A 14,841-nucleotide genomic window follows, 5' to 3' on the forward strand; every position below is an offset into this window, starting at 1 on the left:
TCCTTTAAACCCTTTTATAATTTTTTATCAACGAGTTAATTATAGCTATTTACGCCCTGATCGGATCGCTGTAGTTACAATGTTGGCATATCTTGTATGCCGAGATCATCCCAAATTTGGTCAATTCTCTGTTTTGTCTTTTCATCCATCACGATAGGGGTGCCCCATTCTCGCGTGGTTTCACCAGGCCATTTGTTAGTGGCATCTAAACCCATCTTAGATCCTAAACCAGCAACGGGTGAGGCAAAATCAAGATAATCTATTGGAGTATTATCTACCATCATGGTATCGCGAATAGGATCCATTCGTGTAGTAATGGCCCAAATAACATCTTGCCAATCACGGCAATTGACATCGTCATCAACAACAACGATAAATTTGGTATACATAAACTGGCGCAAGAATGACCAGGCCCCCATCATGACACGCTTAGCATGACCAGGATATTGCTTACGGATTGAAATCACAGCCATACGGTATGAACAACCTTCAGGCGGCAGATAAAAATCAATAATTTCTGGATACTGCTTACGTAAAATGGGGACAAATACTTCGTTCAACGCTACGCCTAACATGGCCGGCTCATCAGGTGGACGACCGGTATAGGTACTATGATAAATGGCGTCTTTACGATGAGTAATGTGAGTTACGGTAAATACTGGGAATGAGTCGGTTTCGTTATAGTAGCCAGTGTGATCGCCATATGGACCTTCTACTGCTGTCTCATCTGGGTCAATATAACCTTCAAGAATAATCTCGCTGGTGGCTGGCACCTCAAGATCGCAGCTAATGGCTTTACAGACTTCAGTTCGTTCGCCGCGCAGTAAACCTGCAAAAGCATATTCACTCATGGAGTCTGGCACAGGAGTGACAGCCCCTAAAATGGTCACTGGATCGCTACCTAATGCCACTACGACAGGATAACGCTCTCCCGGATGAAGCTGTTTAAAGTCTTTAAAATCTAAGGCACCGCCACGGTGATCAAGCCAGCGCATAATCAGCTTGTTTTTGCTTAATAACTGTTGACGATAAATACCTAGGTTTTGTCTTTTTTGACGCGGTCCTTTGGTGATGGTGAGTCCCCAAGTCACTAATGGGGCGACATCTCCAGGCCAGCAATGTTGGATTGGCAACGATGTTAGGTCAACTTCATCACCGGTTTTAACCACTTGCTGACAAGGCGGATTACGCACTGTTTTAGGCGGCATATTTAATGCCTGTTTATACATAGGTATTTTGGCGATGGCATCTTTAAAGCCACTTGGTGGCTCAGGTTCTTTTAAGAATGCTAATAATTCACCGACTTCACGCAAAGCCAAAGGGTCGTCTTTACCCAATGCCATAGCAACACGTTTAGGCGTGCCAAATAAGTTAACCAGTACTGGCATGGTATGGTTGGTCGGATTCTCAAATAACAGTGCGGGGCCTCCTGATCGTAAAACACGATCGGCGATCTCTGTCATTTCTAAATGAGGGTCAACAGGGTAGCTAATGCGCTTTAACTCGCCATTTTTTTCCAAATGATCGATGAAGCTGCGTAAATCTTTAAAACTCATGTTTACCGCCTGTAAATGAAATCCAAACCAATATGGCGCGCACTATAGCATTTTTCTAATATAGGGTTAATACCAATCCATATAAATTGGTATTGCTCTGCGGGGTTCAATACTGGTTAGGTTGGATATTAGTTCTTTTCGTTTGAGAGTAAATATCTGAATGTCATTTAATCAGTTCATCAGGTAGTCAGCTATCTAAGGCTATTGTGCCACACCATTAACTGTCATTGATTATTAACTAATCATTTTGAAAGGCTATAAGCGTTAATACCAATAATATAATCACATCAATTGAGGAGGCATCAATTGAGAGTTTATCGAGTGAATGAAATTCTCTAAGTCGTTTGATTATGCTATTGGAGTGAATGATGGTTATAGGTGTAAATAATAATTGAGTAGACCTATCATTTCAGAACCATAACGGATATCGACTTTAACTCGACTTAGCGTAAACTGGTGGATGTCGATAATGTGCTGGAGGTGATGTATGCCGATTAATAGATTCCCTGTGTTGCTATGGTCTTTTGGGAGTGGAGTTTGTTTACTATGCAGCTTGACTCTGTCTGTGCAGGCGAAAGTGCCATTGGATATTGCTCTAGGCGATAGAGTGTCACATTCGGTAGGTTATCAACATCAAGGTCGACGTCATTCTTCGCATTATCGTGACCCATGGCGCTGGGGATTTGGTTGGAATAGTGTTTGGGGGCCGACGATTGGGCTTAGTCGATATAATGGCTATGGCAGTCGATATAATGGCTATAGCAGTCGATATGACAATCGCTGGGGTATAGACGAATATCGTCGCAGCAACGATAATTTTTACCCTTATCGAACGGTTAATGTTGCACCTCGCCAAAGCTATCAAGTGGTTGAACCTGCAGTGATATCTGCGCCGCAGCGAACGACTACCCAAGTTCAATATGCTTCTGGGTTAAGTCGTTTACCTGAAAATGCCAAAGTGATTCAGCGCGCGAACGGTACCGTTTATGAATGGCAAGGCGTTGAATATTATTTTGACTGGAACACTCAAACCTATGAGATTGCCAAAGTTGATATCCCATAGCTACCTGTATAGAAACAATACTCAATGCTATGGTCTGCTTTAGCCTGGTACATAGCAGTATCGGCTGCAGTGATGAGTTCTCGGCTATTTAAACCATGTTCTGGCAGTATACTAATTCCGATACTGGCGCCAACTTCTAAAGTATGCTTCCCAATAATGATCGGTTGCTTAATATTGGTTAATAGCTGGTTTATTTTATGTTCTATATCGATTGGTTCTGGGAGCATATCAAGCCAAACGATAAATTCATCGCCGCCGAGTCTGCCCACTATATCGGTAGCGCGTAGACTATTAACCAAACGTTTTGCAATGGTCATGATCACTTCATCACCAATACTATGGCCCAGGGTGTCGTTAATATTTTTAAATTTATTAAGGTCAATAAATAATAGTGCCGCTTGATTTTCTCCGCGTAAATCCCTTGCTATAGCAGTATCAATTTGTTTTATGAATGCGCGACGGTTATAAATACCGGTTAGTTCATCATGTTCAGCTAAGAAAATGAGTTGGTCTTGTTGTTCAATTAATTTACGGGTTTGGCTGTCTACTTCTTGCTTTAATTCATCCTTTTTAATGGTGATTTGAGCAAGTGAAAGCTTCATTCTATTGAAGTTATGGGCGAGTGCAGATAACTCATCGGTATCACTGAAATTAATTTGACTCTTTAGGTCTCCAGCCGCAAGTGCTTCCATCCCTTGGTTGAGTGAGGCTAACCCTTTCTTAAATCGAATGAGTGTCATAAATGACCATACGGTGACCAGAATCGCTAATATCAATAGCACCATTCCGACAAGGAATAATAACGTTTGTTGTTTTTGGCTCGCTTGTTTAATCGATAATTGATGAAGATTAAACATTTCTTCAGTCATCTCTTCAATAACCATGCTGTATTTTGCTTTAAATAACCGTTCTGCTGTGAGGGTGGATGACACATCGACTTGTTTACTATGAAAGCTATTTTGAGTATTAATGAGTGCTCTAATATTGGTATTCAGTCTATTCAGGTTTCCAATAATGAGTTTTTGTTGCGTACCCCATTGAATGTCTTCTGAGAGGTTTTTGGCCAGTTCAGCTTGGCGTATATTTAACTCTGATAACCCTTGGTCATCTGTATACTCTTGGTAAAGCCACAGTTGACTACGCAAACTATCAATGTTGATTTGTAACTTCATTGAGTAATTGAGTTGACGGTATATTTGTTGTTGATAATAGTGAACTTGTATCAGTGACAAGCCGACAATCAATGTAAGCAGCGAACAGAGTGTTGCGGTCAGTTTTAGACGTTTAGATAACATCATAGATTACCATCCCGCCTCTAAACTGGTGAACTTTTCAAACAATTTTCGGTCAAGAATCTGCCTAAAATCAACACTATTCTCTTCAGAGACTAATTTATTATCAATTGCCCATTGGCTTTGAGTTTGGATGTTAGAAAAGAGTGCATTACTGAGTGATAACCGAAAAGTATAATCATTCCAGGAATAACTAAGTTGGGATTGATCGATATCTAATACACGGCTAATTTTCGTCTGAGCAAGATCTGGGTGTGTATGAATATAATCGGTTGCGTCGTTAATTGATTTGAGTAGCGCTAACTTTTCTGTAGTTGATAGCCTTGTCTCTTTAAGCTCGATTAAGTTAAACGATAAGTGGTATAGGCCGCGACTGCTGATAACGTTGGTATTTGAGGGGACTTGTTGTGTTAACAAATAACTTAAGGGCTCCCAAGCTGAAATAATATCAACCTCATTATTTAATAACGCCGGAATAAGCTGCTCCGCAGGTAAATATACTCGCTCGATTGGCTGCTGAGTTTTGTTATACATAATCAATAAACTATCGAAAAAAAACTCACTGGCACTGCTTTTTACTATCCCTATGCGTGCGTGGGCTAAATTATCCAGTTGTTGATATTTTTGCGGTGTTAAACTCAGTAATTTGAGATCATTATCTGATTCGACAAAACTGGCTAATACAGAAAAATTTGTTTGTTTAAAGCTATTAAACATGACCACAGTTTCTGAGGCCGTGGCGAGGTCAACTTGTTTATTCTTAAGGGCGTCAAAGCATTTCACTCCGCTGTCGAATCTCACTAGCTCAACATTAAGCCCATTCGCTCTAAAGTAACCTTGTTGTTGTGCAATAAAAAAAGGTGCAGAAAGAGGTGTGCCAGATACCGCAATTTTAATGGGGTCTTTTAGGGCGGAAGCGGTAAGTGATTTGCTTGTACCAAGGTCACAACTGACAATGCCGATTAATATGAAAGTTAAGATAAACATGTTCAACACTTTGATCATAAAGATACTTCAATAAGGAGTGAATAAGGTTAAGTGTAGCGAATGTATTTTTTTTTGATGTTAAATTTTTGCAAACAAAAGATTTTTTAATAATATCAATCAATAGCGTTAGTACTAAGGTATGAGTGATGACATTAATTTATTTATAGTGAGCAATAGGGAAAGCAAGATTATATTTTATTTGTTTATTAATTTCAATGCATTATGATTTGTCTGATGAGTCTGTGTCACTGTTGAATATTCAATATGCGGGGAAATATCTCAGCTAATATATTTTCTGCTTGTTGAAACTTTAATTGGTTAATTGATTGTGTTAATAATTCAATATGTTGTGGTGCAATGAGGTTAAGTGTGTTGGCTATTTTGGCAAATGTATTAATGGCATTCATATTATAGTGATTAACTTCTTCCATTAGCGTGTCATATATCATAATAAATTCGCTGTTCACTGCTAATATCGGCATGTTCTCTTGGCTATTTGATGCTTGTAATTCCATTTCTAGCAAGGAGGCTAGCATTATCGCTAGATCTTTATTCGTGGTTAATTTCGCCAATAATATCTTATGAAACTGGCTAAATTCAGTAGGAGAGTAGTGTGCTAGTTTAATTTCATGGTTTCGTGCGTAGCAGGCTAATTCGGTGAAACCTAAAGTAGCAGCAGAACTTTTTAGTGTATGCAGCATAGGTGCAAAGTCCGCCGGAATGTTCGGTGAAGCCATGGTTTGTTGGATGTACAAGGTTAAGTCATTAATCAACAGCTGAACAGACTTAAAATAGGTGGATTTATTGCCGCTAAAACGATTAACAGCCTGATGATATTCAAGCTGATGCTCTGCACAAAATAGCGTGGTACGTCGTTCAGTATTACTCATGTTCATTTCAAACTCATCTAATTAGTCTACCTGTATTGCCTATGAGTGTTTCAACAGCCTCTCAATAACGATAACTCAATTGTCTATCTGAATATGGTCGCGCTAGTATGTAGGCAGATATTAAGATGCACGTTGGATACATGCTGTGCAAATATATTACTTAACGAAACTGTGTACCATTTTTGTGTTTATGTCGTTTTCGCGTATTCATATCTTTTATGATCAAGCACATTTGGTATCGACTAAGTTAACATAATGTACTTATTATGTAGGTGTTGTTTTCATTAAATTAAGGTAGTGGGTTACGTTGCTGCCTATTATTGATAGACGTAAAAAAATTAAGCTATTATAAATGTATGTTGGTTACAGATAACCTTAAGATTAAATGGATGTTATCTAGCTGAAAATAAGGGAGTTATTTTTCTATGTTGTTATCGGGTTTATCCAATACTGTTTATAAAATTCTGATTATTGACGATAATATTCAAAATATATTTATGCTGGAAGATATTTTGTCGCCTCTTGGTAATATCTTTTTTTCAGAGTCTGGCACTAATGCACTCGCGTTAGTGGATAAAATTAAGCCTGATGTCATTTTACTCGATATTGAGATGCCTGACATGGATGGATGGGAAGTGTGTCGTGCACTCAAAGCTAATCCATTATTTAGCGATATTCCAATTATTTTTATTACCGGCCACACTGAGCCTGAATTTGAAAGGTTGGCGCTAGAAAGTGGTGGGGTCGATTTTATTACTAAACCTTTTAACGCTTCTATTTGTTGTTTACGAGTCCATACACAACTTAAATTTAGGCAGCAAAACCAATTAATTATTAAAGCTAAAGAAGAGCTACAACAATTAGTTAATCAAGTCCCAATGCTTATTACCTATTGGGATGATTTAGGTCAGAATTTATTTAGTAATGACAACACTGGTTTGTGGTTTGATAGCTTGGTCGGTGATGTTAAAAACAAGCATATTTCGACTATTTTTCCTGAAGCGCTCAGTAATGCAATTTTAAATCATCACCGTCATATTACCTCAGATGCATTAAAGTACATTGTCACAGTCCCTAACCGTGACGGTATGAGCTTTTATGAAGTCTTTCAGTCCAAAATGAAATCAAGTGCTGGAGTCGATGGCTACTTGGTTACTGTTGTTGACGTCTCTGAAGTAAAGCATGCTAAGCAAGCGCTGTACTCTGAAAAGGAGCGTCTTCGAGTAACACTCAATTCTATTGGTGATGCTGTTATTGCGACTGACACAAGAGGGCTTATTACTTTTATGAACCCAATTGCGGAGCGCATGACGGGTTGGCGGTTAAAAGAGGCATTACATCAAAAAATTGAAAATGTGATGCATTTGAAAGATTCTGATACTCAGCAGCCATTATTGAACCCGTTATATTTAGCTCTTCGCGAGCAGCGCATTGTGGCAATGGCGCTAAACAGCCTACTTACGTCACGTGGAGGGCATGTTTTTTATGTGGAGGATTCTGCCGCGCCAATCCGTAATGAAAATGGTGAAATGATTGGCGCCATTATGGTGTTTCATGATGTGAGTGAAGCGATGGCGATGGCGATGAAAATGAGCCATTTAGCCAACCATGATCAGTTAACTGATTTACCTAATCGGATATTACTTCAAGATAGGTTAAGCGTGGCGTGTTCTACAGCAAGATCTTATGGCACCAAAGCAGCTGCACTATTAATCGATATTGATCATTTTAAATACCTTAATGATTCCTTAGGCCACCAATATGGTGATGAGCTCATTTGTATGATGGCAAGACGAATACGCACATTAATACCTGCCTCATATACATTAGCGAGATTAGGTGGTGACGAATTTGTGATTTTAATGAGCGAGACTCGCTCTGTTGAGGCCTCTTCGCAATTAGCATCTACATTAGTTGAAGCGATGCATGAACCTTTTATTCTTGATAATCAGAAGTTTAATGTATCGATAAGTATTGGTGTTAGTGTGTTCCCAAATGATGCTTTAGATGCCGAGGAGTTAATGAGGCATGCGGACGTGGCAATGTACCGTGCCAAACAGGAAGGCCGAAATCGTTTCTGCTTTTTCTCGCATGATTTAGAAAGTTCGCTTATGGAGCGCCATCATTTAGAGACTCGTTTAAGAAAAGCATTAATTAATGATGAACTTTTTGTGCATTATCAACCTAAAATTGATTTACAGACAAACATTATTATTGGTGCTGAGGCTCTTGTTAGACTGGCCAATGATGAGGGTGAGCTTATCTCTCCCGCAGAGTTTATTCCATTAGCGGAAGAGTCCGGTTTAATTATTATGCTAGGTAAACAAGTGCTTAATAAGGCCTGTGCTGAAGCTAAACGTTGGTTAGAAATGGGCTATACGATTCCTATTTCGGTAAATGTGGCCGCGGCACAGTTTGCTGATCCCGACTTAGCCGATATGATCAAGAAAGCACTATTGGAGCATAATTTACCGGCACATTTACTTGAATTGGAAATTACCGAAACTGCATTGATGATTGATGCAGCGGACATGCAAAACAAGTTGAGTGAGTTAATATCATTAGGGATTAAGATTGCTATTGACGATTTTGGTACTGGTTATTCCAGCTTGGCCTATTTGAAAAAGTTTAATGTTGATGTAATGAAAATTGATATGTCGTTTGTGAAAGATATGCTCAACAATAAACATGATTATGAAATTGTGAAGACGATTATTTCGTTGGGTAAGTCGATGGGGTTAGTGCTAATTGCCGAAGGTGTTGAAACTGAAGCGCAAAGCCACGCATTAGTTGAATTAGGATGTTTTATGGGTCAAGGTTATTTGTTTAGTCGCCCACTCAATAGCTCTGATTTTGAAGCCTTCATATCGCAGAGCAATAAATGTGTTAAAGGTGTAAATTCCGTCGATGAATAAGCGGTGGCTTATTCAGTTAAGCTTAAGCTGTTTTTGAGTTAATAGAAATGAAAAAGCCCCATTGCATCCTTTGCGTTGGGGCTTTTGTTTGCATTGTCTGTGGTTCTATTTATGCCACTGGGGTATCCAACACTCCAATGCGATCAACCTGTACCAATTGATGCTCCAGAGTGTTATCAAGCTCGTGATTATTATTGTTTTGAGCTTGTCAGCCAGAGGCTGGAATAAAAATGACGTTATTGGATTATAGAGTCTGGGGACCCAATAACGCCTGAACTGTTGTGTTAGCTGCCTTCCTTAACGGCTAACGGTAGAGCGATAAAGCGGCAAGGATGCAAGATAGTTTGCGCTTATTATTATTAGAATGTTTGTTGCTGTGCGTTATCAACTTGCTGGGGGACGAGTTGTTAACACGGTCAAACATCCTTGCCAAAACGGTTTTGATATTTAGATCCGTAAAACACCTTAATAAAAATGACGTTATTAGATTAATAGAGTCTGGGGACCCAATAACGCCTGAACTGTTGTGTTAGCTGCCTTCCTTAACGGCTAACGGTAGAGCAATAAAGCGGCAAGGATGCAAGATAGTTTGCGCTTATTTTTATTAGAATGTTTGTTGCTGTGCGTTATCAACTTGCTGGGGGACGCGTTGTTAACACGGTCAAACATCCTTGCCAAAACGGTTTTGATATTTAGATCCGTAAAACACCTTAATAAAAATGACGTTATTGGATTATAGAGTCTGGGGACTCAATAACGCCTGAACTGTTGTGTTAGCTGTCTTCTTGACGGCTAACGGTAAAGCAATAAAGCGGCAAGGATGCAAGATAGTTTGCGCTTATTTTTATTAGAATGTTTGTTGCTGTGCGTTATCAACTTGCTGGGGGACGAGTTGTTAACACGGTCAAACATCCTTGCCAAAACGGTTTTGATATTTAGATCTGTAAAACACCTTAATAAAAATGACGTTATTAGATTAATAGAGTCTGGGGACCCAATAACGCCTGAACTGTTATGTTAGCTGCCTTCCTTAACGGCTAACGGTAGAGCGATAAAGCGGCAAGGATGCAAGATAGTTTGCGCTTATTTTTTATTAGAATGTTTGTTGCTGTGTGTTATCAACTTGCTGGGGGACGAGTTGTTAATACGATCAAACATCCTTGCCAAAACGGTTTTGATATTTAGATCTGTAAAACACCTTAATAAAAATGACGTTATTGGATTATAGAGTCTGGGGACCCAATAACGCCTGAACTGTTATGTTAGCTGCCTTCCTTAACGGCTAACGGTAGAGCGATAAAGCGGCAAGGATGCAAGATATTTTGCGCTTATTTTTTATTAGAATGTTTGTTGCTGTGTTATCAACTTGCTGGGGGACGAGTTGTTAATACGATCAAACATCCTTGCCAAAACAGTTAATGTTACTAACTTGCCATTGTTTGTAATTGTTGACTTAACTGGGCAATCTTTTGTTGTAAATAGGCTATTTCTGATACGATCGCGCCCTTGCTTTCAGTTTGGCGACTATCGTTACTTCTCACCCATTGATAAACCGTTTTAGCCGACACGCCATATTGTTTTGCTACGTCGGATAATAATCGATTATGGTTTTTGACCTCATTAATCACTTGTCTTTGTAAGTCGATTGGATACTGTCTTGCATTTGACATATTCATCAAATAATTTCCTTCCGATTTATCTATGTTTACCTGAGCGAGTTTCAACTTCATCCCACTGACTGCAACCGAGATGTGCTAAGAAAAAAATGTTTTGACGGCATTGTGCAATGACATTATTGACCATGACATTTATCGATATAATGCTACGTGTTACGGTTATTTTATTCATCGCTATCTCCTACAATTACAATGGACTGCTTAAAAAATAAACTACTACTTAGTAGGTACGTATTTCTTATATGGAAAGCTTGTGCCAACTTTGATAAATATTTTTAGTTGTTATTTATCAGTGCATTAACTATTACCTGTAGTTTTGTTATTTTTGCGTCGCCAACCAGATTGGTGCAATTGCACTAATGTGGTGAGCATGTGCTGCCGGCAACACATTACGGTTGTGATTGTCGTAGCGCAGTATGGATGACAAATATGGCAAAAAAAGGTCACCTTAATGACAAGATGAAGGCAAGGTTTTCACCGAATGAGTTGTTGCCAGTTGATGGTTTGAAAAACGTTAACAAAGTGAGGCTGCAGACATAGCTGCAAAAGTGATCAGAGTACTAAGCGCTTGGTAAATGAGCTTATGTGTGAAAAAGACTTATGTGTATAGCGACGCCGCCGACGTCCGTAAAATTGCACTAGATAGCGCAATTTCGTTGGACGACATGATATGTACGATTTAAATCAATGGTTTAGTGCATTAAAAATAATGTAGCTAGGCCCAAAAATGCAAATAAGCCAACGACATCGGTTACCGTCGTTAACACCATACCCCCCGCCAACGCAGGATCGATATTTAGCTTTTTTAACATTATGGGGATAGTGGCGCCAGCAAAGCCTGCTACCGTCATATTAATCAGCATGGCACTGCCAATTAATCCACCTAATGCGATGTCGTCTTTCCAAAGCCATACCGCAAAAAAGACCAATACAGACCACATTAAACCGTTCAATAATCCGATGCTTAATTCCTTACCAATTAACCAGCGTGAGTTACTTTGGCCAATATGCCCAAGTGCAATCCCGCGGATGACGAGTGCTAGGGTTTGATTACCCGCAACGCCTCCCATACTCGGTACAATGGTCATTAAAATTGCGATGGTGGCGAATTGCTCTAAGGTACCTTCAAACATGTTACTGACAGATGAGGCTAGTAATGCTGCAAATAGATTGATGGTTAGCCATAGAGAGCGTCTCAGAGTGCTTTTAAGCACAGGGCCAAAGGTATCTTCATCATCATCCATCCCTGCCATTCCCATCATTGAATGTTCGGCATCCTCGCGGATGACATCAATAACGTCATCGATAGTAATTCGACCAAGCAATTTTGCTTGGCTGTCGACGACTGGGGCAGATATCCAATCCATCCGTTCAAATTTTTGCGCCACATCTTTATCGGACATCTCTACAGGAATACTTTCTAATTCTGTGTCCATAATACTGCGGACCGTTACGCTTGGATCGCATGTGAGTAAATCAGCTAATCTTACTCCGCCTAAAACATGATCATGGCGATCCACAACATATAAAGTATCAGTCGTATCAGGTAAATTTCCCCGTTGACGTAAATAGCGTAATACCACTTCGATATTGACATCTGGTCTTAGGGTGACGGTATCAGTATTCATGATACTGCCGGCAGTATCATCTGGGTAACGCAATGCTTGCTCTACTCTATCCCGGTCTTGGCTTCGCATTGATTTGAGCACTTTCTTGTAAACATTATCGGGTAAACTGCGAAGAATATAGGCCATGTCATCTGTATCCATGCCTATTGTGGCCTGGGCAAGCTTCTCTGGTGTCATGCTGCTAATAAGTGAATCTTTAAGTTCTTCACCTAATTCGTCAAGAATTTCCCCAGCATATTGTTGGTCAATGAGTTGCCATAACACCTGACGATTTTTGGGCGGTGATGATTCGAGAATAAGGGCGACATCGTTAGGTGACATGGTATGTAGCATGTTACGGGCATGGACAAACAGACCACTGTCTAGTGCTTGAACGAGTTGATTGAGACGTTGTTCTGTTATCTCATTGTCTAGGTACTCTTTACCCATATATCTACTTCCTATTCGTCATACTTATATTATTCAGTATGTCATTATTCTGGGTTTCTCAGGTTGTACAGTTCAAGGCGTATAAATGCAGAAATAGCTGTCTTTACGTAAGACAATGAAATGCAGAAATAAAATACTTAAATGACTTCTGCGGTGAAATTCTGCAGCAGCCAATGCTGCTTTACATACTATAGACGTACCACGTCACGGAAACAGAGTTGCACTGGATCCGTTGCTAGAAGCGGTAATGTCTTTATCATGTTAAACGCTAACTCCCGCAGAATGAACTGATACTAATGAGATTGGTATCAACTGCGAGAGATAAACCTAAGGGCTAATATTTTTGAGGGACTGATGTCTACTGGTGATCATCAATGTCGTGACAGTTTGGTTAGTATGGCCTAGTCATTTAGAGGCCGCATAAAATAAGGATGACGGTGGCTTAAAGCATGAGTAACTTGCAGCTATTCACACATTACAGGCTATTTATAAATTCAATGCGATTAAAAAATTAACAAGATTCATCAAATTTAGCATTAATGAGATCGCACACTGCGTTTAATGCCACTTCAGCATCTGGGCCTTGAGCTGTCACCGTAATCATTTTACCGATACCACTTTCAAGCATTAATAGCCCAAGTACGCTAGCTGCGCTGGCGTTTTTTTCGCCTTGAGTTAAGGTGATGTTAGCATCAAAATCCGCCGCTAACATCGCGAGTTTTGTGGCGGCACGGGCGTGTAACCCCAATTTATTTGAAATGGTCACTTGGCGTTCAAGTTTGATCATTGACGCGATCCTATGCTCACTTAGTTATTAGTATCACTGATATTTAATTCTCTGTGGCGAGCATTAACTGTGTGTTTACTGCCTTGTCGAAATCGTTTTGCTAATTGATCTGCAATATATACCGAACGGTGCTGACCACCAGTACAACCAATCGCGATGGTAAGGTAACTGCGATTGTTACGTTCTAAATGCGGCATCCAAGTTTCAAATAGGTTTTCAATTTGCCAAATAAATTTATTAACTAATGGCTGACGACCTAAAAATTCTTGTACGGGCTCGTCTAAACCCGTAAATGGACGCAGTTCTATTTCCCAATGTGGGTTGGGTAAAAAGCGTACATCAAACATAAAATCTGCTTCTGTCGGCATGCCGTGTTTAAAGCCAAAAGATTCAAAGTTAATCACTAACTCTTTATCAACACTGCCTAATAATATTTGCCTAACTTGGTCGCTTAATTCGTAGATATTTAGCGCAGAAGTGTCGATATAGTGATCAACAATTTTTGCGATAGGCTCAAGTAAACGGCCTTCTAGTTTTATCGCTTCTTGCAGTGAAATATGATTTTTAGATAACGGGTGTAATCGACGTGTTTCGCTGTAACGTTTAAGCAATACTTTGTCATTGGAATTTAAAAAGAAACTGATAATTTCAGTGTCATTTTGAAGTAGTGCCAATTGGTCTTGAAGCACTTTACCTTGTTCTGCAATGTTACGAACATCAACGCTAATCGCAACCAAATCATTACTGCCTTTAAGCTGGGCTAATAATGTGCCAATGAGTGGTAAAGGCAAATTATCAACACAATAATATCCTAGGTCTTCTAATACTCTCAGGGCAACGGATTTCCCTGAGCCTGAACGTCCCGATACTATAACTAGTTTCATGCAGTAATAACCTGATAAAGTTCTGTTGCGTCGTGAGTTTTACGAAGCTGTTTCAATATTTGCTTATCGCTTAACTTTTGGGCCATGCTCGATAACGTGCCTAAATGTTGTTGGCACTGGTCTGCAGGGACTAACAAAGCAAATAAAAGATCCACGGGTTGCTTATCGATTGCATCAAAGGCAATGGCTTCTTCACATTTAATAAATATCGCGATAGGGTGATCGATGGTCGTTAATCTACCATGAGGTATCGCAATGCCATTTCCTATACCTGTGCTACCCATTTTCTCTCTCGCTAACAGGCTTTCAAAAACCTCTTGCGAAGACAGGGTTGGGTACTGGGCAGCGACTAAATTGCTGATGAGTTCCAGTACTTTTTTCTTACTGCCCGGTGTGGCACAGGTAGTGCATTCCGGCTGCAGAATGGTACAAAGTTCCATCGTTAGTGTTTTGTATTCTTCTCTTTGTGTTTAATTACCTGACGGTCGAGTTTATCGATCAGGGCGTCTATTGCAGCATACATATCAGTACTTTCTGACATTGCAAAAATTTCTGCGCCATTAATGTTGATTTTGGCTTCTGCTTTTTGTTGTAATTTTTCTACATTGAGCACAACGTGTACATTATGGATCTGATCGAAGTGTCGTTCAAGCTTTGAAAATTTACTGTGGATGTATTCACGTAAAGATTCTGTTATTTCGACATGACGTCCAGTCAGACTTATTTGCATAAAA

The 14,841-nt window shown here is 39.7% G+C and carries 13 protein-coding genes; 2 read left to right on the forward strand and 11 right to left on the reverse strand.

What is annotated here, in order from left to right:
- Positions 1-74: 74 nt before the first annotated feature.
- A complete protein-coding gene (gene ubiD / locus H5125_RS00175; protein ID WP_101085174.1) occupies positions 75-1,556 on the reverse strand; it encodes a 4-hydroxy-3-polyprenylbenzoate decarboxylase in 1,482 nt (493 codons plus the stop codon).
- A gap of 487 nt (positions 1,557-2,043) precedes the next feature.
- Here ubiD and H5125_RS00180 point away from each other — a divergent pair, with 487 nt between their 5' ends.
- Positions 2,044-2,619, forward strand: coding sequence for a hypothetical protein (locus H5125_RS00180; protein WP_182743119.1), 576 nt, complete (start codon positions 2,044-2,046; stop codon positions 2,617-2,619).
- Here the strand turns inward: H5125_RS00180 and H5125_RS00185 are convergent.
- The 3 genes from H5125_RS00185 to H5125_RS00195 form a co-directional block, all read right to left on the reverse strand.
- Positions 2,589-3,917 carry a diguanylate cyclase domain-containing protein gene (locus H5125_RS00185; protein ID WP_182743128.1) on the reverse strand — a complete coding sequence of 443 codons (1,329 nt, stop codon included), beginning with the start codon at positions 3,915-3,917 and terminating at the stop codon, positions 2,589-2,591. The genes H5125_RS00180 and H5125_RS00185 overlap by 31 nt on opposite strands.
- Positions 3,918-3,920: 3 nt before the next feature.
- Positions 3,921-4,898: an ABC transporter substrate-binding protein gene (locus H5125_RS00190; RefSeq protein WP_157822763.1), complete on the reverse strand. Its 978-nt coding sequence runs from the start codon at positions 4,896-4,898 to the stop codon at positions 3,921-3,923.
- 245 nt (positions 4,899-5,143) lie between these two features.
- Complete coding sequence (locus H5125_RS00195) at positions 5,144-5,794, reverse strand: hypothetical protein (protein WP_182743130.1); 651 nt, start codon at positions 5,792-5,794, stop codon at positions 5,144-5,146.
- 419 nt (positions 5,795-6,213) lie between these two features.
- Between H5125_RS00195 and H5125_RS00200 the strand changes: the two genes are divergently transcribed.
- Positions 6,214-8,703: an EAL domain-containing protein gene (locus H5125_RS00200; RefSeq protein ID WP_182743132.1), complete on the forward strand. Its 2,490-nt coding sequence runs from the start codon at positions 6,214-6,216 to the stop codon at positions 8,701-8,703.
- A 1,424-nt stretch (positions 8,704-10,127) separates the two neighbouring features.
- Here H5125_RS00200 and H5125_RS00205 read toward each other — a convergent pair.
- The 7 genes from H5125_RS00205 to hpf form a co-directional block, all read right to left on the reverse strand.
- Positions 10,128-10,379: a transposase gene (locus H5125_RS00205; protein WP_101085179.1), complete on the reverse strand. Its 252-nt coding sequence runs from the start codon at positions 10,377-10,379 to the stop codon at positions 10,128-10,130.
- 19 nt (positions 10,380-10,398) lie between these two features.
- A complete protein-coding gene (locus H5125_RS00210; protein ID WP_157822764.1) occupies positions 10,399-10,551 on the reverse strand; it encodes a hypothetical protein in 153 nt (50 codons plus the stop codon).
- Between the two features lie 520 nt (positions 10,552-11,071).
- Positions 11,072-12,436, reverse strand: a complete 1,365-nt coding sequence (gene mgtE / locus H5125_RS00215; RefSeq protein ID WP_182743134.1) for a magnesium transporter — start codon at positions 12,434-12,436, stop codon at positions 11,072-11,074.
- 511 nt (positions 12,437-12,947) lie between these two features.
- Positions 12,948-13,223 (reverse strand): HPr family phosphocarrier protein, encoded by a 276-nt coding sequence (locus tag H5125_RS00220; protein WP_101085181.1) that lies wholly within the window; start codon positions 13,221-13,223, stop codon positions 12,948-12,950.
- 20 nt (positions 13,224-13,243) lie between these two features.
- Positions 13,244-14,107, reverse strand: a complete 864-nt coding sequence (gene rapZ / locus H5125_RS00225) for an RNase adapter RapZ (RefSeq protein WP_101085182.1) — start codon at positions 14,105-14,107, stop codon at positions 13,244-13,246.
- Positions 14,104-14,547 (reverse strand): PTS IIA-like nitrogen regulatory protein PtsN, encoded by a 444-nt coding sequence (gene ptsN, locus H5125_RS00230; RefSeq protein WP_011638816.1) that lies wholly within the window; start codon positions 14,545-14,547, stop codon positions 14,104-14,106. The genes rapZ and ptsN overlap by 4 nt, the downstream gene beginning before the upstream one ends.
- Before the next feature lie 2 nt (positions 14,548-14,549).
- The gene (hpf, locus tag H5125_RS00235) at positions 14,550-14,837 is read right to left on the reverse strand and encodes a ribosome hibernation promoting factor (protein WP_101085183.1); all 288 of its coding nucleotides are present in this window, start codon (positions 14,835-14,837) and stop codon (positions 14,550-14,552) included.
- Between the last annotated feature and the right edge of the window lie 4 nt (positions 14,838-14,841).

It is taken from the genome of Shewanella sp. SR44-4 (assembly GCF_014163715.1).
In the GTDB taxonomy this organism is placed as follows: Bacteria; Pseudomonadota; Gammaproteobacteria; order Enterobacterales; family Shewanellaceae; genus Shewanella.